This is a genomic window from Kineococcus sp. GCM10028916, from assembly GCF_042674865.1.
In the GTDB taxonomy this organism is placed as follows: domain Bacteria; phylum Actinomycetota; class Actinomycetes; order Actinomycetales; family Kineococcaceae; genus Kineococcus.
This window is the reverse complement of record NZ_JBHTFM010000003.1, coordinates 833,389-850,969: the sequence shown is the minus strand read 5'-3', so window position 1 is coordinate 850,969 and position 17,581 is coordinate 833,389. Positions and strand designations below refer to the sequence as shown.

The window sequence follows — 17,581 nt, the reverse complement described above, 5'->3', positions numbered from 1 at the left end:
TCGTCCCGGAGGGTCTCCCGATGTCCAGCACCGCGGCTCCACGCACCACCCGCGTCTTCGCCGACCGCAGCGTGCGCACCAAGGTGCTCAGCGCGCTCGGTGCGCTGGCCCTGGTGACCGTCGGGGTCAGCGGCGGGGCCCTCTGGGCGCTGGACGGCGGCAGCCAGCGCGCCGACGACCTCTACACGGACAGCGTCGTGGGCCTCACCGCCCTGGGGCGCGTGCACCAGGAGGAGCTCAAGACGCGCATGCTCGTCGCGACGCACGCCGCGACGCCGGACGCCGAGGGCAAGGCCAAGGTCGCGCAGAAGATCGTGGACAGCGACGCGGAGCTCGACGACTGGGCCGCGAAGTACTCCGCTTCGCCTGTGGCCGACGCCGCCGACTGGAAGGTCTTCACCGACACCTGGGCCCAGTGGCGCCAGGCGCGCGACGCGCAGCTGATCCCGCTGTCGAACTCCGGTGACCTGGCCGGCTGGGCGAGCGCGAACGCCGACGTGACGCAGCCGCTGGTGAGCAAGGCGGCCGACGCGCTGGACGCCATCGAGGCCGCCGAGGACGCGGCCGCCAAGGACTACGCGGTGACGACCCAGAAGGACGCCGACGACTCCCGCAACGCCATCGTCATCGGCCTGGTGGTGGGCCTGGGCCTCGCCACCGCCCTGGGTCTGGCTGTCGTCCGCTCCATCGTCCGGCCGCTGCACGCGGTGTCGGCCTCGCTCGACGCGATGGCCGCCGGGGACCTGACCGTCGAGGCGCGCGTCGACTCGACCGACGAGGTCGGCCAGATGGCCGCCTCCCTGGAGCGGGCCCGCCACAGCGTCCGCGGCACGGTCGCGGCGATCGCGACGTCGTCGGCGTCGCTGTCCCTGGCCTCCACCCAGCTCGCCGCCGACAGCGAGCGCATCGGCGCCACCGCGGGCGAGACCGCGGCCGTCGCCGCCGGCGCGGCCGACACCGCGGCCATCGTCTCCGCGAGCGTGGCGACCGTCGCGATGGGGGCGACCGAGATGCAGGCCGCCATCCGCGACATCGCCTCCGGCGCCTCCGAGGCCACCGCCGTCGCCGCCCGCGCCAACGACCTCGCCGGTCGCGCCGGGGAGACCGTCGCCCGCCTGGGCGTGAGCTCCACCCAGATCGGTGACGTCGTGAAGGCGATCACCGCGATCGCCGAGCAGACGAACCTGCTGGCCCTCAACGCGACCATCGAGGCCGCCCGGGCCGGTGAGGCGGGCAAGGGCTTCGCCGTCGTCGCCGGTGAGGTCAAGGAGCTGTCCGCGCAGACCGCCCGCGCCACCGAGGACATCGCCTCCCGCGTCGGCTCCATCCAGAGCGACACCGCGGAGGCGGTCCGGGCCATCGAGAGCATCGCCGAGGTCATCGGCGAGATCAGCAACCACCAGACGACGATCGCCTCGGCCGTCGAGGAGCAGTACGCGACGACCGCGGAGATGAGCCGCAGCGTCGGCGAGGCCGCCGCGGGTTCGGGCTCGATCGCCGACGGGATCCGCGGGATCACGGGTTCGGCGGAGACCACCGCCGCCGTCGTCTCCGGCACCCGCGCCGCGACCGACGACCTGCACCGCATGGCCGGCGAGCTCAGCGAGCTGGTGCACCGCTTCCGCGTCTGAGGTTCGCCGTGCGCCGCCCGAGGACGAGTCCCGCCACGGCGAGGACGAGTCCGAGGGCGGCCACGGTGATGGCGGCGACGCGCAACCCCTGGACACTGAGCACCACCGCCACGACGCTGCCCACGAGGGCGAGCACGAGGCACACCCGTTCCGCCGGCTGGGGACCGCCGAGGCGGGCCCGCCCCGGGCTCCGGTGCCGGCCGGAGCGTGGGTGCGGGACCCGCGTCGCCAGGTCCTCCGGCGAGTCCTCCGGCGACGACGTCGGGGGCAGCGGGGAGCCGTGGATCACGGGCAGATCATCCCGGACCGCGACGGCTTCCGGAACGGTTCGGCGGAGGTTCGCCGGTTCGGCGGCCGACGACTCACCCTGGGTGGATGCGCGCTCCCGCAACGTGTCCGGGGAGCTCGCCGATCACGGTGTCCAGGTGGTGACCGAGAGTTCCGACGACGGCCCCGTCCCCGATCCAGCGCCGGTACGCCTCCCGCCAGACCGTCAGCGCGAGACCGGCCGCCAGGCTGGCCGCTCCCTGCTCGGTGCCCTGGCCGACGAGGAACTCCTCGACCCGGGACTGCCAGCGCAACTGCTGGGCGAGTTCACGCGCCCGCAGCGTGGGGTTCTCCTCGAGGACCCGCTCCCGGGCGCACTTCACGTCGGGGTCCTTCTCCGCGGACGCGGCCAGGGCGCGCACGCCGTCGAGCAGCCGGGCCAACGGGGGCAGGCTGCGGTCGCCGGCCGCGGCCACGACGTCGTCGAAGACGTCCTCGTCGGCGACGAACATCGCCTCGTCCTTGTCGCGGACGTGGCGGAAGAACGTCCGCGTGGAGAGGTCGGCGGCGTCCGCGATGTCAGCGACGGTCGTGGCCTCGTACCCCTTCTCGGCGAACAGGCGCAGGGCGTGCTCGGCCAGCGACCGACGGGTGGCGACGAGCCGGCGTTCGCGCGTCGAGGGTCGATCGGTCACGGGGACATCTCACCACGCGTCGGGGTTGACACCATGGGTCGAATTGTCACATCGTGCCACTACGGCACGTCTCGACACTCGGAGGACCCGATGGACTTCACCGACACCACCGCCCTGATCACCGGCGCCTCCGGGGGCATCGGCGCCGGCATCGCCCGGGCGCTGGCCGCCCGCGGCGCCGACGTCGTCCTGGTCGCCCGCAGCGCGGACCGGCTGGACGCGCTGGCGGCGGAGATCCGCCGCGCGCACGGGCGGGACGTCCTCGTCGTGGCGACCGACCTCTCGACCCCCGGCGCCGGGGAACGCGTCCAGGCGGCCCTCGGTGACCGCCGGGTCGACGTCCTGGTCAACAACGCCGGGTTCGGGCTGAGCGGTCGCCTCGCCGACACCCCGGACCTCACGCGGCTCACCGCGATGGTGACGCTGAACTGCACGACGCTGGCCGACCTGACCGCGCGCTTCCTGCCCGGGATGATCGAGCGACGGCGCGGTGCGGTGGTCAACGTCGCCAGCATGGCCGGCTACTTCCCCGCCCCCGGACTGGCGGCCTACGCCGCGACGAAGGCCTTCGTCGTCTCGCTCTCCCAGGCCGTCTGGGCCGAGACCCGGGGGACGGGGGTCCGCGTCGCGGCCCTGTCGCCGACGGTCACCGACACCGGGTTCTTCGACGTCGCGGGCGAGGCCTCGGGCGCGGGGATGCGCCGACGCAGCGTCGAGCAGGTGGTGGCGACGTTCTTCACCACCCTCGACGCCGATCGCCCCGTCGTCGTCGACGGCCGCCTGAACGAGGTCGGGGCCCGCCTGGCCCGCCTCGCCCCGCGCGGTGCCGTCCTGCGCGCGGTCGGTTCCCGCTTCGCCGACCGCGTGTCCGCCCGCTGACGGGTCGGCGCCCCACCGGGGTGCATGATCGCGCGGTGGACGCGACGCAGAGCTACGCAGGACGCACGGCCCTGGTGACGGGAGCGTCGTCGGGGATCGGCGAGGGGCTGGCGGAGGCGCTGGCCGCCCGGGGCGCCGACCTCGTCCTGGTCGCCCGGCGGACCGACGCGCTGCACGCCCTCGCGGACCGGGTCCGCAGCGCACACGGACGCCGGGTCGACGTCCTGCCCGCCGACCTCGGCCTCCCCGGTGCCGGCGCGGACCTGCAGGCACGGGTGGCGGAGCTCGGGCTGCGGATCGACGTCCTCGTCAACAACGCCGGGTTCGCGGTGTCCGGCCCGGTCGCGAGCGCCGACCCCGAGCGGCTGCTGGCCCAGGTGCCGCTGAACTGCGGCGCCGTCGTCGACCTCACGTCCAGGTTCCTGCCCGCGATGGTGCAACGCCACTCCGGCGTGATCCTCAACGTCGCGAGCCTCGCTGCGCTGCAACCGGTTCCGGGGCTGGCGGTCTACGCGGCCACGAAGGCCTTCGTGCTCAGCTTCACCGAGGCGCTGTGGGCGGAGCAGCGCGGGAGCGGGGTCCGGGTCCTCGCCGTCTGCCCCGGCCCCACGGACACCCCGTTCTTCGAGGTCGCCGGTGAGGACTCCGACACCGGGCTGCCGCGGCGCACGGTGGACCACGTCGTGGCGACGACGATGCGGGCGCTGGAGGGCGACGGGCCCTCCGTCGTCGACGGCCCGCTCTACAAGGTGCTGGGCGCGGTCACGAGGCTCCTGCCCCGGCGGACCCTCGCCTCCCTGGCCGGCGTGGTCGCGAAACCCCGTCCGGGCCGGTGAGGACTCAGGCCACGCGGTCGGCGACGGTGGCCGCGTAGGTCTCCAGCGCCCTGCGGGCGGGTGAGTCCGCCAGCGCGGTCAGGTGGCTCGTGGCCCGCTGCGCCCACTCCCGCGCCGTGGCCCGCGCGGCGTCGGTGCCGGGATGCGCGCGCAACGCGGCGACGGCCTCGGCCAGCACGTCGTCGTCGTCGAGGTGGCCGGAGTCGAGGAGGGCGACGATCCGGGCCGCGGCCAGGTCGCCGTCGGCCGCGGCGCGCCGCACGAGCAGCACCGGCAGGGTCGGGACCCCCTCGCGCAGGTCCGTGCCGGGACGCTTGCCGGACTCGTCGGTGTCGCTGGTCAGGTCGAGGACGTCGTCGGCGAGCTGGAAGGCCACCCCGACGGCCTCGCCGTAGCGGATCATCGCCGTCACGACCTCGCCCGACCCGCCGCCGAACAGCGCGCCGAAGCGACCGGCCGTGGCGATGAGCGACGCCGTCTTGTCGCTGAGGACGTCGAGGTAGTGCGCCACGGCGTCCTCGCCGGCGCGCGGGCCGACGGTCTCGTGCAGCTGCCCCAGGCAGAGCCGCTCGAAGGTCTCGGCCTGCACCCGGACGGCCTCCGGCCCGAGGCCGGCGACGACGTTGGAGGCGCGGGCGAAGAGCAGGTCGCCGGTCAGGATCGCGACGTTGTTGTTCCACTGGTGTTGCGCCGCAGGCACTCCGCGCCGCGTGGGGGCTTCGTCCATGACGTCGTCGTGGTACAGCGAGGCCAGGTGGGTGAGCTCGCAGACGATCGCCGCGTCGACGACCTCGCCGGGCAGTTCCCTGCGTTCCGGCTCCGCCAGGTGCGCGCCGAGGACGGTGAGCATCGGCCGGACGCGCTTGCCGCCGGCCTCGACGAGGTGGCGCGAGGCCGCGTCGGCGATCGGGTCGGCGTTCCCGACGGCGAGCCGCAGGCGGTCCTCGACGACGTCGAGCGCCTCGCGCAGGGCGTTCTCCAGCGCGGGGTCGGTCGTCGGGAGCCCGTTCGCGGGCGTGGCCGTGGGGGTGGCCGTGGGGGTGTTGAGCGAGGTGTTCACGCGGCAGGGGCCAATCGCTTCAGCGCCACGACCACGCGGTCGGCGGCGTCCTTCGACGTGGGATCGGCCAGGTTGGCCAGGAGCTTCACGACGAGCTTCATCAACCCCGGGCGCGGCAGGCCGAAGCGCGTCGCGATGCGCATGACCTCGGGGTGGCCGATGAGGGAGACGAACACACGACCCAGGGTGTAGTAACCACCCAGGTCCGCGCGAACCGCAGCCGGGTAGGCCTGCAGCGCCCGCTCGCGCGCCCGCTCGTCGCCCGCCGACAGGGCGTCGTCGACGGCGTGGGCGGCGAAGCGCGCCGACTGCATCGCGTAGGCGATGCCCTCGCCGTTGAACGGGTTGACCATGCCGCCCGCGTCGCCGACCACGACGAGGCCGCGGGTGTAGTGCGGGGTGCGGTTGAAGGCCATCGGCAGCGCGGCACCACGGATCGGGCCGACCTGGTCCTCTTCCCGGAAGCGCCACTCCGGCGGCATCGCGGCCGTCCAGCGGCGCAGCAGGTCGCGGTAGTCGATCGCCCCGGACCCGGGGTCCAGCACGCCCAGCCCGACGTTGGAGGTGCCGTCGCCGACCCCGAAGACCCAGCCGTAGCCGGGCAGCAGCGGTCCGGTGGAGCTGTCGCTCTCGCGCAGCTCCATCCACGCCTCCATCCAGTCGTCGTCGTGACGGGGACTGGTGAAGTAGGTGCGGACGGCGATGCCGAGCGGGCGGTCGTCGCGCTTGGCCAGGCCCATCGCGAGCGCGAGGCGACCGCCGACGCCGTCGGCCGCGACGACGACCGGCGCGCGGTAGGTGCTCTCCTCGCCCGCCTTGCGGCCCTTCTCGTCGACGGGGCGCGCGGTGACGCCGACGACGTGACCGGTGCGCTCGTCGAGGACGGGGCCGGTCACGGAGGTGCGTTCGAGGATCGTGGCGCCGCCCGCGCGCGCGTGCTCGGCCAGCGTCTGGTCGAAGCGCGCGCGGGTCGCCACCAGCCCGTAGCCGGGGAAGTCGGAGATCTCGGGCCACGGCACCTGCAGGCGCACCCCGCCGCCGAGCAGGCGCAGACCCTTGTTCTGCCGCCAGCCGTCCTCGGCGGGGGTCTTCACGCCGAGCAGGTCCAGCTCGTGCACGGCGCGGGGGGTGAGTCCGTCACCGCAGACCTTCTCGCGCGGGAACGACGACTTCTCCAACACCAGGACGCGGCGTCCCGCGGTCGCCAGGTGGCGGGCCAGCGTCGAACCGGCCGGGCCGGCCCCGACGACCAGCACGTCGGCGTCCTGCGTGTCCACGCTCACCCCTGATCCCCGGCTCGTGAAAGTTTTCACGAGGCTACGTCCAGTGTAGTTCTCCCCCGGCCCCTCCGGCCCGGTCAGCGGCCCCGGTGTGGGTCAGGTCACGACGCCGGCCGAGCGGACCGCGCGGTGCATCGCGACCACCCCGAAGGAGAGGTTGCGCCAAGCCACCTGCTCCCAGCCGGCGGCGGCGATCCGGCGCGAGAGCCCGGCCTGGTCCGGCCACGCGTCGATGGAGTCCACGAGGTAGCCGTAGGCGTCCGCGTGCGAACTGACGAGCTTGGCCACCCGGGGCAGCCCGTGGTGCAGGTAGGTGTCGTAGGCCTTGCGCAGCAACGGGTTCGGCATCGTCGAGAACTCGCACACGACGAGGCGGCCACCGGGGCGGACGACCCGGGCCATCTCGCGCAGGCCCGCGTCGGGGTCGACGACGTTGCGCAGGCCGAAGGAGATCGTCGCCGCGTCGAAGACCCCGTCGGCGAAGGGCAGCCGCGTGGCGTCACCGACGACGAAGCCGAGGTCGGGCCGGCGGCGCTTGCCGGCGCGGACCATGCCGGTGGAGAAGTCGCACGGAACGGTGAGGACACCGCGGTCGGCGAAGGGTTCGCTGGAGCGCCCGGTCCCGGCGGCGAGGTCGAGGACCTTCTCCCCCGGCCGGGCGTCGATGGCCCGCAGCACGGCGCGCCGCCACAGCCGGTCCTGGCCCACCGAGAGGATGTCGTTGGTGCGGTCGTACTTCTCGGCGACGTCGTCGAACATGGCCGAGACCTGCCGCGGCCGCTTGCTCAGGTCGGCCAGCTCGCGCTGGTTGGTGACGTCCGGGGTGCCCACGCGCCCATCCTCGCAGCCCGGCCACGACCGGGTGCCACGAGGCGTGGCCGCCACCAGCCTCGCCCCGTGATCGTCATCAACGTGAAGTGGCCCGTGAAGCCCGAGCTGGCCGACGCCTGGCCCGAGCTGGTCGCGGAGTTCACGGCCGCGGTGCGCGCAGAACCCGGCAACGTGTCCTTCGACTGGTCGCGCTCCGCCGAGGACCCGAACACCTGGTTCCTCGTCGAGTGCTTCCGCGACGCCGAGGCCGGTGCCGCGCACGTGGCCTCGGACCACTTCCGGAAGGCCGTCTCGGAGATGCCCGACCGGGTCAGCGCCCAGCCGCAGATCATCTTCGTGGACTCCCCCGACGTGTCGGACTGGGGTCCGATGGGTGAGGTCCGGCCGCGGTGACGACCGCACGGGCCCGGACGCTGCTGGTCGGCGTCGTCGTCGTCCTGGCCGGGGTGCTGCTGCTCTTCCTGCCGCACTCCACGACGATCCAGGGCGCACGCCTGAGCTGCGGCTCCGCCGCCGCCCCGGCCGACCTCCCGACGACGTTCTGCGGCACCGACGGCCTGCGCTTCGCCGCGGTCGCCACGATGTCGGGTGGCGCGTTGATCGCTCTGGTCGCCGGTCTCTGGCCGGCCCTGCGCCCCGCGCCGGCCGGGCACCCCGACCAGCACGCGGGCCGGGGCGCTCGCCGGTCCTAGGAGACGGCGGCGCGCACCGCGGCGGTGATCGCTTCGAGGCGCGGGCGGACCCGGGCCCGGTCGACGACGACCTCGACCACCCGCAGACCCCGCGGCGCGGTCCCGATCTCCGCGCGGGCCCCGGCGAGGCTCGTGGGGCGCGAGTGCGGGATCCCGAAGGCGGCGCAGAGGGCCGCGAGGTCGGCCCCGTGCGGGGTCGCGACGACCCGCTCGAAGGTGGCGCGGTCGACCACGGCGGCGTGCTCCAGGGTCTCGAAGATCCCCCCACCGTCGTCGTTGACCACGACGACGGTCAGGTCCGGGCGGGGTTCGCCGGGCACCGGCAGCAACGCGTTGGCGTCGTGCAGGAAGGCCAGGTCGCCCAGCAGCAAGCGGGTCGGTCCGCTCGCGAGCGCGACCCCCTCGGCCGTCGCGACGGTGCCGTCGATCCCGGCCAGCCCGCGGTTGGAGACGGTGCGGACCCCCAGCGGGCGACCCGCGAGGTCGACGTCGCGGATCGAGTTGCTGGCCGCCACGACGAGCGTCGAACCGTCTGCAGCGCAGGCGTTCACGATCTCCCGCGCCACCCACGGCCCACTGGGGCCGGTCTCGGCGTCGAGGGTCGCGTGCACGGTGTCGGCGGCGAGCTTCCCCGCCCGGTCCCAGCGGGCGGCGAACTCCTGCTCCGCGGCCCCCGCCGGTCCCTCGACGGCGGCGGCGGCGACGACCCGGGCGGCGCGGAACCCCGCGTCCGACCAGGTCCCGGCGGCGCTGACGACGACGAGTTCGACGTCGTCGCGGGCCAGCAGCCGGGTCACGGGCCGCGACAGCGTCGGGTGGCCGAAGAGCACGACGCGGTCGACGTCGCCGAGCGGCCCCTCCTCGTCGACGGCGTCGAGCAGCAGCCGGTAGGGCCCCACCGCACGTTCGCCGCCACGGGCCCCGGAGCTGGGTTCCGCCAGCAGCGGCCAGCCGGCGGCCTCGGCGAGCTCACGCGCGGCGAGCCCCGTCGCCGGGTCGGGGGCGTCGCCCGCCAGCACCAGCGTGCGCGGGCCCCGCTCCAGGACGACGGGTCGCGCCGCCGGGACCGCGTGCACCTCGGTCAGTCCCGGACCGGTCGGGACCTCGCCCGCCGAAGGGGTCAGCGGGTCCGCGAACCCGACGTTGAGGTGCACCGGACCGGGACCGTCCCCGCGCAGACCGCGCGCGAACGCGACGGCGCGCGAGAGCACCGACCGCCAGGCCGGCGCCTGCCGCTCGGGATCGACGGGGGCGGGCAGGTCGGCGCTGTAGCGGACGGAGGGCAGGAACATCCGGGCCTGCGCGTCGGCGGTCTGGCTCGCGCCCGACCCGCGGAGCTCGTGCGGACGGTCGGCGGAGAGGACCACCAGCGGGACCCCGGCGTGGTGGGCCTCGAGGACGGCGGGGTGCAGGTTCGCGACCGCGGTGCCGCTCGTGGTGACGACGGCGACGAGCTCACCGGCGCGGGCGAGTCCGAGCGCGAGGAACCCGGCGCTGCGCTCGTCGATGCGCACGTGCAACGTCAACCGGCCCTCGTCGGCGGCGCGGGCGGCCGCGTAGGCCAGCGGGGCGCTGCGCGATCCGGGGCTGAGCACGAGGTGGCGCAGCCCGAGCCGGACGAGGGAGTCGACGAGGACCGTCGCGAAGGCGGTCGAGGGGTTCACCCCTCCATGGTGCGCCAGGTCGGCTGTGGCAGCCTGCCGCGGGTGACCCGGTCGCTCCCCCCGATGGACGAGATCCTCGCCACCTTCAGCGCCGACTCCCTGGTGGACCGGATGGGCATCCGGTTCCTCGAGATGGCACCCGACCGCGTCGTCGCGACGATGCCCGTCGCGGGCAACACCCAGGTCGCGGGGTTCCTGCACGGCGGCGCCAGCTGCGTGCTCGCCGAGACCCTGGGTTCCGTCGGCGCGTTCCTGCACGTGTGGCCCGGCGGCCTCGCCCTCGGCACCGACATCAACGCGACCCACCACCGCTCGACCCGCTCCGGGATCGTCACCGGGGTCGCGACGGCGATCTCACTGGGCCGGACGCTGACCAGCCACGAGGTGGTGATCTCCGACGAGGAGGGCCGCCGGCTGTGCACCGCGCGGATCACCAACTACGTGCGGGCGGCGGAGGCCTAGGTCGTCAGCAGCGGAAGGGCGATCGCGGCGAGCACCAGGACCAGGACGCCGATCGAGATCGCCCGGCCCGCGGGGTGGCCGGCGTTGATCGTGTACCCGACGCCGACGCGCTCGGGGACGAACAACGACGGGTCGTCCCGGTTCACGTAGAGCATCCCCCCGCGCCAGTGCCGGTCGTCGTCCACGGCATCGGTGGAACCCGGTTCCCGCGGTGCGCGCGCGCCCACGGTCGTCACCACGATCGCGACGACGAGACCCACGCCGAACACGACCAGGGCGGGGACGAGGAGTTCGAGCCGGGCGGGGTGCAGCCAGCCGTCGACGCACAGCGTGCAGACCAGGGCGGTCACCAGGACCGCGGTGACGGCGAGCAGGTTCTGCACCGTCCGCCCACCGGCCGCCGCCCGGGCGAGGGGTTGCGCCTCGTCCGCGCGGAGGCGGACCGGGGCGAGGTGGACGAGCCGCGTCAGGACTCCCAGGAGGGCCAGGAGCCCCGCGGAGACGACCAGCGGACCGAACACGCTCCAGAAGCCCTTCGCGGCGAACGCGTCGGGTTCGCCGGCGCCACCCCAGTGGGTCGGGAACGGGTCGGGGAGGTCGGGGTAGCGCAGCACGCCGAAACCCGCGGTGGCGACGAGCAGGGCGGCCGCGACGGCGTACCCGACGATCGGGACGGGGGCCCGGGGGACGTCGTCCGGCGAGGCCGGCGCCGCCCACCGGACCGGCACGTCGCGGTACCAGTCGCCACTGGTCTTGGCCTCGCGGATCTCCCTGCGGCACAGCACGAACGCCACGATCCCGCCGACCAGCAGCAGGTACGTGGGAACCGTGACGACACCCGGTCCGGCACTCACCGAACCGGCCGCGGCGGCACCCACCACCGCGAGCGCGGACAGGACCGCGACGGCACCGCGGTACCGGCGCACCGCCCGGTGGACGGCCGGGTCCCCGACCCGCGCTCGCGGCACCGAGACCCCCAGCGGCAACGTCGGCGCCGACAGCACCGGCACCAGGAACAGGACGACCGCGACCAGCAGACAGCTCGCCAGCCCGACCCCCACCTCGAAACCGTTCACGATCCCTCCCGCACTCGAGCGAAACCTTCGACGACCTCCCGGCACTGCGCCAGGACGACCTCGTCCGGAACTCCCTGGGCCCGCGCCTCGGCGAGCACCGTCGACATCCGTTCCCGCCACTGCGCGACCACCGCGTCGGCGGGGGGACCGCTGGCCGGCCCGCGGGCGACCACCGAACCGGACTTGCTCGTCGTGCGCAGCAGCCCTTCGCGGCGGAGCAGGTCGTAGGCCTTCTGCACCGTCGCGACGTTGATGCCGAACGCCCCCGCGAGTGCCCGCACCGAGGAGACCTGCTGCCCGACGGCGAGTTCACCGCGGGCGATGGCCTCGACGAGGCGGTCGCGGATCTGTTGGTAGATCGCCACGTCGGACGTCGGGTCGATCTCGAGGATCACGGCCGCCTCCCATCTGTATCACCAACAGTAGTACAGATGGGACAGTCCGTCACCCCCGGAGCACCCCGTGGGCAGCCGTCAGGCGCTCGCGCCACCAGGTCTCCCGCTCGGCCGGGGCGCGGTGGCGTTCCAGCAGTTCCGGGGACACCCGGACCGGGCCGACCGGCAGCGACCCGCCGACGGGCAGCAGCGGATCGCTCGTCACGTCGGCCGCGAGGAGGGCGGCGGTGCCCAGCCCGCAGGCGTGCGGGAGGTCCGGCAGCGCGGCCGCGAGCGCCGTCCCACCCGCCAGCCCGACGCTGGTGTCCAGGGCGGAGGAGACGACGACGGGCAGACCGCAGGCCTGCGCCACGGCCAGCGCCGTCCGCACCCCGGACAGCGGGGCGACCTTGAGGACGACGATGTCGGCCGCCTCGAGACCGGCGACGCGCAACGGGTCCTCGGCCTTGCGGACGCTCTCGTCGGCGGCCAGCAGCACGGGGGTCCCGGCGGCGGCCAGGCGCCGGCGCAGCAGGGCCATCTCCTCCAGCGTCGCGCAGGGCTGCTCGGCGTACTCCAGATCGAACTCGCCCAGCGCGGTCAGCGCCTCGTACGCCTCCTCGACGCTCCACCCGGTGTTCGCGTCGACGCGGACCTTTCCGGTGGGTCCCAACGCCTCCCGCACGGCGCGGACCCGGGCGACGTCCTCGGCCAGCCGGTGCGCGAAGGGCGCCCCGGACTCGGCCACCTTGACCTTGGCCGTGCGGCACCCGGGGAACCCCGCGAGGACGGCGGGCACGTCGTCGGCCTCGACGGCGGGCACGGTGGCGTTGACCTCGATGCGCTCGCGACGCAGGGCGGGGAACCCCTGCCAGGCCGCCTCGATCCCTGCCTCCAGCCAGCGCGACGCCTCGGCCGGCCCGTACTCCAGGAACGGCGAGAACTCCCCCCACCCCGTGGGGCCTTCGAAGAGCACCGCCTCGCGGACGAGGATCCCGCGGAACCGCCGGCGCAGCGGCAGGTGGACGACGTGGGCGGCGTCGAGGAGGTCGGCGAGCGGGGGCAGGTCGGTCACTCCCCCAGCATCCCGGCGCGGGGGCCACCGAGGGGCGGCGGGTCAGGCGGGGAGGTCCGCGAAGAGCGAGTGGACGTTGCCCTCGGGGTCGGCGAAGAACCCCGCGATCTGACCCCAGTCCCGCTCGACCGGCTCCGCGACCGCCACGCCACCCCGGGCGACGACCTCGGCGTAGCGGGTCCGGACCTCCTCGGGGCTCGCGCACGCGAAGTTCAACTCCACCGCCTGTCCCCGGCGCGGCTCGCGGAACGAGGGGTGGTCGTGGGTGTGCCGGCCCATCCCCGAACGCCGGAAGATCGCCAACCGCACCCCGGCACCGGTGCCGAGGGCGACGTAGTCCGCCTCGCGGACCGCCACCTCGAACCCGAGGGCGTGCTCGTAGAACTCAGCCATACCCGCGACGTCGTCGGCGAGCATCGTCACACCCTCGAACACGATGCCGGTCACGGCTCGGAACGTAGCAGCACCACCACGCCGCTCCCCGCCCACGGCGACGGTGTGCGCGGACGACGGGGTCGCACGTCGAAGCCGCTGCGCACCACTGCCGTAGCCTGCGGGACGTGTCGGCCCTTCCCGGTGTGAGCGAGACCTTCGACCCCGCGTCCTGGGCGGAGGTGCCGGGGTTCGAGGACCTGCAGGACCTCACCTACCACCGCAGCGTGCTCGAGGGCCCGGCCCGCGGGACGGTCCGCATCGCCTTCGACCGCCCCGAGGTCCGCAACGCCTTCCGGCCGGGAACGGTCGACGAGCTCGCCCGCACCCTCGACCACGCCCGCCGCACCCCCGACGTCGGCTGCGTCCTGCTCACCGGCAACGGGCCGAGCCCGAAGGACGGCGGCTGGGCGTTCTGCTCCGGCGGGGACCAGCGCATCCGCGGCCGGTCCGGCTACCAGTACGCCGAGGGCGACACCGCGGAGAGCGTCGACACCGTGCGGGCCCGGGCCGAGGGCGGCCGGTTGCACATCCTCGAGGTGCAGCGGCTCATCCGGTTCATGCCGAAGGTCGTCATCGCCGTGGTCCCCGGGTGGGCCGCCGGCGGCGGGCACAGCCTGCACGTCGTCGCCGACCTGACCCTGGCCAGCGCCGAGCACGCCCGGTTCAAGCAGACCGACGCCGACGTGGGTTCCTTCGACGGCGGGTACGGGTCGGCCTACCTGGCCCGCCAGGTCGGGCAGAAGTTCGCCCGCGAGATCTTCTTCCTCGGCCGCCCCTACACCGCCCAGCAGGCCCACGACATGGGCATGGTCAACGCCGTCGTCCCGCACGCCGACCTCGAGGCGACGGCGCTGCAGTGGTCCGCGGAGATCAACGGGAAGTCGCCGACGGCGCAGCGGATGCTGAAGTTCGCGTTCAACGCCCTCGACGACGGGATGGTCGGGCAGCAGGTGTTCGCCGGCGAGGCGACCCGGCTGGCGTACATGACCGACGAGGCCGTCGAGGGCCGCGACGCCTTCCTCGGCAAGCGCGAACCGGACTGGTCGCCCTTCCCCTGGTACTTCTGACCTGCCGGCCCGTCGCTCACCCGTCGCTCACCCGACGGTCATCCGATGGTCAGGACGAGCTTGCCCTGCAGGTGTCCCTGCGCGGCGCGTTCGTGGGCCTGGGCCGCGTGCGCCAGCGGGAAGGTCGACTCGACGGCGATCCGGATGGTCCCGTCCTGCAGCAGGGGGGCGATCTCGGCGAGTTGCGTTCCGCTGGAACGCACCTGGGTCCCCGAGACGGTGACCCCGAGCTCCGCCGCCAGGTCCGCGTCACAGGGGCCGAAGAACACCGGGAACAACGCTCCCCCACGCTTCACCGACCGCAGGAAGCGTCCCGTCCGCGGGCCGCCGACGGTGTCGAGGACGAGGTCCACGTCCCGCACGACCTCCTCGGGCGGCTGCACCGCGTAGTCGAGGAACTCGTCGGCACCGAGCTCCGCCAGGAAGCTCTCGTGCCGGGCGGAGGCCGCGGCGACGACGTGGGCGCCCTTCCACTTCGCGACCTGCACGGCCAGGTGCCCGACCCCGCCGCCGGCCCCGTTCACGAGGACGCGCGATCCGGCGCCGAGCGGAACCGGCCGGTGCGGGTGCGCCTGGAACGGGGAACCCCCGTCGTGGCCGGGGTCCACGAGGTGCTGCCAGGCGGTCAGCAACGCCATCGGCGCTCCGGCGGCGTGGACGTGGTCGAGCGCGGCGGGTTTCCGCGCCAGGTCGTGCGCCGGCGCGGCGACGAACTCGGCGTAGGCGGCCCCCTCGGCGCGGGGGAACCGGAGCATGCCGAACACCTCGTCGCCGACGGTGAAGCGCTCGACGTCGGGCGCCAGCGCCACCACGACCCCGGACACGTCGGTCCCGGGGACGATCGGCAGCGAGAACGTCGGTCGCAGTTCGGGCGGCAGGATCGTCATCCCGTCCCGGACGTACCCGTCGGGCGGGTTGATCCCGACCGCGTGGACCCGGACGAGCACCTCGCCGGGGCCGATCGCGGGGACGGCGACGTCGTCGAGGCGCAGCACCTCGGGTCCGCCGTGCTCGTGCAGTCGGATCGCCTTCATGGTGGACACGGGGTCTCCCGGGGTAGGTTTAGCGGAGCAGTGCTCCGACTATCCGGGGCAGTGCTCCGCTTGTCAAGGAGGACCGTGCGCGCCGACGCCCGCAAGAACTACGACCAGTTGCTCGTCGTCGCCGCCGAGGTGGTCGCGGAGGAGGGTGCCGACGCGTCGCTGCGCGACATCGCCCGTCGCGCCGGCGTGGGGCTCGGCACCCTCTACCGGCACTTCCCGACCCGGGACGCCCTGCTGGAAGCGCTGCTGCGCACGGGTTTCGACGAACTCACCACCCGCGCCGCGGAACTGGAGGCGGTGAGCACCCCCGAGGACGCCCTGGTCAGCTGGCTGCGGGAGTTCGTCGCCTGCGCCGACGCCTACCAGGGCGTCACCGACCTGATGGCCGCCGCCATCGAGGACCCGGGGTCGGCGCTGCACGCCTCCTGCGTCGCGATGCGCGCCTCCGGGGCCCGGTTGCTCGCCCACGCCCAAGGGGCCGACGCCGCGCGCGCGGACGTCGACGGCGCGGACCTCTACGCGCTCGGCGGGGCGCTGGCCTGGATCGGGGACCAGCCCGCGTTCGCCGGCCGCACCGACCACCTCTTCGAGATCGTCGTCCGCGGGATCCTGACGGATCGCTAGCGCCGGGCCCGACCGGTCAGCGCTGGACGGGCGGACCGTCGGGTTCGACGACCCCGCCCACCCGCTGCGCCGCACCACCGGACGCGACGGGCCGGACGTCGTCGTACTCGTCGCCGGAACCGCGCAGCCGGGACGCCAACTCACGGATCGTCTGCAGCGTCTGCTCGAGCGCCGCCGGCCGGGCGTGCAGGAACCCCTGGTGGGTGGGGGCGCCCATCTCGCGCAGCAGCTTCGCCTGGCCCGACGTCTCCACGCCCTCGGCGACGAGGCCGAGGCCCATCGTCGCGGCGAGCAGCACGAGGCCCTCGACCAGCGCCCGGGTGCGGGGGTCGGACTCGATGTCCCGGACGTAGGAGCGGTCGATCTTGAACGCCGTGAACGGGCGACGGCGCAGGTAGGCCAGCGTGGCGTAGCCGGTGCCGAAGTCGTCGACGGTCAGGTAGGCCCCGGCACCGACCAGGGCGTCGAGCGCGTCCTGGGTGCAGGCGTCCTCGGCGACCAGGACGCTCTCGGTCATCTCGAGCACGAGCGTGCGCGACCCGAGCCGGGTGACGGCCTCGGCCACCGCCGCGGGCAGGAGCGGGTCGGCGAGCTGCGGGGCGGAGACGTTGACGGCCACGACGAGGTCGCGCCCGGCGGCCTCGCACAGCTGCGGGGCGTCCTGCGCGCACCGGTCCAGGACGGCGCGGCCGAGGTCGGCGATGATCCCGTACCGCTCGGCGAGGCCGATGAAGTCGTCGGGCGGGACCAGGCGACCGCCGACGCGCCAGCGCACCAGCGCCTCGACCCCGCTCACGACGCGGGACTCGACGTCGACCACGGGTTGGTAGTGGACCTCGAGGGCGCCGTCGGCGGGGGAACCGCCCGCGACCGCCCGCCGCAGGGACTCCGCCCGGGCCAGTTCCGCCCCCCGGGCGAGGGCCGTGGAGGGGTCCCAGACCCGCACGCACCCGCCGCCGGCGACCTTGGCCTCGGCGACGGCCTGTTCGGCGGCCCCCAGCAGGCCCTCGTCGTGGCCGCCGTGGCTGTGCGCGACCCCGATGCTGACCCCGAGCGAGACCCGGTTCCCGCCGACCTCGTGGGGGGCGGCGAGGACGGCCAGCAGCCGCACCGAGACGTCGATCGCGGCGGTCGGGTCGGCGAGGAGGACGGCGAACTCGTCGCCCCCGAGGCGCCCGATCTCGTCGCCGCCGCGGACGGCGCTGCGCAGGCGGTCGGCGACCTCGACGAGGACCGTGTCACCGGCGGCCCGGCCGTGGGCGGAGTTGAAGGCGCGGAACCCGTCGAGGCCCAGGTGCAGCAGGGCCCGGGGGTGTCCCCCGCGTCCGGCCTCGCGCTGGGCGGTGGCGACGCAGACGGCGAACCCGGCGCCGGTGAGCAGACCCGTCACGGGGTCGGTCTCGGGCGCGGCCACCTCGGAGCTCCGTTCGAGGACCCGCACGCGCACCCGGAACCGCTGCAGCGCACGGCGTTGGCGCAGGCACACGAGAGCGAGGACGACGGCGGCCGTCACCGCGGCGATGACCACGAGCAGGGACAGCAGCAGGGCGAGGCTGAGAGAGGTGTCCACGTCGCCGCTCCCCTCGCCGT

20 protein-coding genes are annotated in these 17,581 nt (G+C 74.7%); 8 read left to right on the top strand and 12 right to left on the bottom strand.

Translation table 11 applies throughout. The features are described 5' to 3' along the window. Positions 1–20: 20 nt before the first annotated feature. Positions 21–1,631 (top strand): methyl-accepting chemotaxis protein, encoded by a 1,611-nt coding sequence (locus tag ACFQ46_RS06635; protein ID WP_380258337.1) that lies wholly within the window; start codon positions 21–23, stop codon positions 1,629–1,631. On the opposite strand, the gene ACFQ46_RS06630 is transcribed toward ACFQ46_RS06635, so the two are convergent. Together ACFQ46_RS06630 and ACFQ46_RS06625 are read right to left on the bottom strand one after the other, a co-directional pair. Continuing rightward, the gene (locus ACFQ46_RS06630) at positions 1,600–1,920 is read right to left on the bottom strand and encodes a hypothetical protein (RefSeq protein WP_380258335.1); all 321 of its coding nucleotides are present in this window, start codon (positions 1,918–1,920) and stop codon (positions 1,600–1,602) included. The two genes, ACFQ46_RS06635 and ACFQ46_RS06630, sit on opposite strands and share 32 nt — an antisense overlap. 73 nt (positions 1,921–1,993) lie before the next feature. Then, complete coding sequence (locus tag ACFQ46_RS06625; protein ID WP_380258333.1) at positions 1,994–2,593, bottom strand: TetR/AcrR family transcriptional regulator; 600 nt, start codon at positions 2,591–2,593, stop codon at positions 1,994–1,996. A gap of 90 nt (positions 2,594–2,683) precedes the next feature. Between ACFQ46_RS06625 and ACFQ46_RS06620 the strand changes: the two genes are divergently transcribed. Together ACFQ46_RS06620 and ACFQ46_RS06615 are read left to right on the top strand one after the other, a co-directional pair. Next, complete coding sequence (locus ACFQ46_RS06620) at positions 2,684–3,472, top strand: SDR family NAD(P)-dependent oxidoreductase (RefSeq protein ID WP_380258331.1); 789 nt, start codon at positions 2,684–2,686, stop codon at positions 3,470–3,472. A 35-nt stretch (positions 3,473–3,507) separates the two neighbouring features. Next, positions 3,508–4,308 carry an SDR family NAD(P)-dependent oxidoreductase gene (locus ACFQ46_RS06615; RefSeq protein WP_380258329.1) on the top strand — a complete coding sequence of 267 codons (801 nt, stop codon included), beginning with the start codon at positions 3,508–3,510 and terminating at the stop codon, positions 4,306–4,308. Positions 4,309–4,312: 4 nt separating this feature from the next. Here the strand turns inward: ACFQ46_RS06615 and ACFQ46_RS06610 are convergent, their stop codons facing one another. The 3 genes from ACFQ46_RS06610 to ACFQ46_RS06600 form a co-directional block, all read right to left on the bottom strand. Continuing rightward, a complete protein-coding gene (locus ACFQ46_RS06610) occupies positions 4,313–5,368 on the bottom strand; it encodes a polyprenyl synthetase family protein (RefSeq protein ID WP_380258327.1) in 1,056 nt (351 codons plus the stop codon). Continuing rightward, complete coding sequence (locus ACFQ46_RS06605; protein ID WP_380258325.1) at positions 5,365–6,651, bottom strand: geranylgeranyl reductase family protein; 1,287 nt, start codon at positions 6,649–6,651, stop codon at positions 5,365–5,367. The genes ACFQ46_RS06610 and ACFQ46_RS06605 overlap by 4 nt, the downstream gene beginning before the upstream one ends. A gap of 93 nt (positions 6,652–6,744) precedes the next feature. After that, on the bottom strand, positions 6,745–7,479 hold the full coding sequence (locus tag ACFQ46_RS06600) for a demethylmenaquinone methyltransferase (protein ID WP_380258323.1): 735 nt from the start codon (positions 7,477–7,479) through the stop codon (positions 6,745–6,747). 66 nt (positions 7,480–7,545) lie between these two features. Here ACFQ46_RS06600 and ACFQ46_RS06595 point away from each other — a divergent pair, with 66 nt between their 5' ends. Beyond that, positions 7,546–7,872, top strand: coding sequence for a putative quinol monooxygenase (locus tag ACFQ46_RS06595; protein WP_380258321.1), 327 nt, complete (start codon positions 7,546–7,548; stop codon positions 7,870–7,872). Then, on the top strand, positions 7,869–8,171 hold the full coding sequence (locus tag ACFQ46_RS06590) for a hypothetical protein (RefSeq protein WP_380258319.1): 303 nt from the start codon (positions 7,869–7,871) through the stop codon (positions 8,169–8,171). The genes ACFQ46_RS06595 and ACFQ46_RS06590 overlap by 4 nt, the downstream gene beginning before the upstream one ends. On the opposite strand, the gene menD is transcribed toward ACFQ46_RS06590, so the two are convergent. After that, a complete protein-coding gene (gene menD, locus ACFQ46_RS06585; RefSeq protein ID WP_380258317.1) occupies positions 8,168–9,835 on the bottom strand; it encodes a 2-succinyl-5-enolpyruvyl-6-hydroxy-3-cyclohexene-1-carboxylic-acid synthase in 1,668 nt (555 codons plus the stop codon). The genes ACFQ46_RS06590 and menD overlap by 4 nt on opposite strands. A 63-nt stretch (positions 9,836–9,898) precedes the next feature. Here menD and ACFQ46_RS06580 point away from each other — a divergent pair, with 63 nt between their 5' ends. Further along, a complete protein-coding gene (locus ACFQ46_RS06580) occupies positions 9,899–10,297 on the top strand; it encodes a hotdog fold thioesterase (protein WP_380162242.1) in 399 nt (132 codons plus the stop codon). On the opposite strand, the gene ACFQ46_RS06575 is transcribed toward ACFQ46_RS06580, so the two are convergent. From ACFQ46_RS06575 to ACFQ46_RS06560, 4 genes are read right to left on the bottom strand one after another with little or no spacing between them, the layout of a single operon-like run. Then, entirely contained in the window at positions 10,294–11,373 is a 1,080-nt protein-coding gene (locus tag ACFQ46_RS06575) for a DUF1648 domain-containing protein (RefSeq protein ID WP_380258315.1), read from the bottom strand. The two genes, ACFQ46_RS06580 and ACFQ46_RS06575, sit on opposite strands and share 4 nt — an antisense overlap. Next, positions 11,370–11,768 carry a GntR family transcriptional regulator gene (locus ACFQ46_RS06570; protein WP_380258313.1) on the bottom strand — a complete coding sequence of 133 codons (399 nt, stop codon included), beginning with the start codon at positions 11,766–11,768 and terminating at the stop codon, positions 11,370–11,372. The genes ACFQ46_RS06575 and ACFQ46_RS06570 overlap by 4 nt, the downstream gene beginning before the upstream one ends. A 49-nt stretch (positions 11,769–11,817) precedes the next feature. After that, positions 11,818–12,822, bottom strand: a complete 1,005-nt coding sequence (locus tag ACFQ46_RS06565) for an o-succinylbenzoate synthase (protein ID WP_380258311.1) — start codon at positions 12,820–12,822, stop codon at positions 11,818–11,820. Between the two features lie 42 nt (positions 12,823–12,864). Next, complete coding sequence (locus tag ACFQ46_RS06560; RefSeq protein ID WP_380258309.1) at positions 12,865–13,269, bottom strand: VOC family protein; 405 nt, start codon at positions 13,267–13,269, stop codon at positions 12,865–12,867. 113 nt (positions 13,270–13,382) lie between these two features. Between ACFQ46_RS06560 and ACFQ46_RS06555 the strand changes: the two genes are divergently transcribed. Next, positions 13,383–14,324, top strand: a complete 942-nt coding sequence (locus ACFQ46_RS06555) for a 1,4-dihydroxy-2-naphthoyl-CoA synthase (RefSeq protein ID WP_380258307.1) — start codon at positions 13,383–13,385, stop codon at positions 14,322–14,324. Positions 14,325–14,362: 38 nt separating this feature from the next. Here ACFQ46_RS06555 and ACFQ46_RS06550 read toward each other — a convergent pair whose 3' ends face one another. Further along, the gene (locus tag ACFQ46_RS06550; protein ID WP_380258461.1) at positions 14,363–15,358 is read right to left on the bottom strand and encodes an NADP-dependent oxidoreductase; all 996 of its coding nucleotides are present in this window, start codon (positions 15,356–15,358) and stop codon (positions 14,363–14,365) included. An 84-nt stretch (positions 15,359–15,442) separates the two neighbouring features. On the opposite strand from ACFQ46_RS06550, the gene ACFQ46_RS06545 reads away from it, so the two are divergent. After that, positions 15,443–15,991, top strand: coding sequence for a TetR/AcrR family transcriptional regulator (locus tag ACFQ46_RS06545; RefSeq protein WP_380258305.1), 549 nt, complete (start codon positions 15,443–15,445; stop codon positions 15,989–15,991). A 16-nt stretch (positions 15,992–16,007) separates the two neighbouring features. On the opposite strand, the gene ACFQ46_RS06540 is transcribed toward ACFQ46_RS06545, so the two are convergent. Continuing rightward, positions 16,008–17,561: a putative bifunctional diguanylate cyclase/phosphodiesterase gene (locus ACFQ46_RS06540; protein WP_380258303.1), complete on the bottom strand. Its 1,554-nt coding sequence runs from the start codon at positions 17,559–17,561 to the stop codon at positions 16,008–16,010. Positions 17,562–17,581: the final 20 nt, after the last annotated feature.

Bases quoted from the DNA above. Each gene is read 5' to 3' on its own strand.
- ACFQ46_RS06635 (WP_380258337.1), top strand. From the start codon at position 21: ATGTCCAGCACCGCGGCTCCACGCACCACCCGCGTCTTCGCCGACCGC.
- ACFQ46_RS06620 (WP_380258331.1), top strand. From the start codon at position 2,684: ATGGACTTCACCGACACCACCGCCCTGATCACCGGCGCCTCCGGGGGC.
- ACFQ46_RS06580 (WP_380162242.1), top strand. From the start codon at position 9,899: ATGGACGAGATCCTCGCCACCTTCAGCGCCGACTCCCTGGTGGACCGG.
- ACFQ46_RS06550 (WP_380258461.1), bottom strand. From the start codon at position 15,358: ATGAAGGCGATCCGACTGCACGAGCACGGCGGACCCGAGGTGCTGCGC.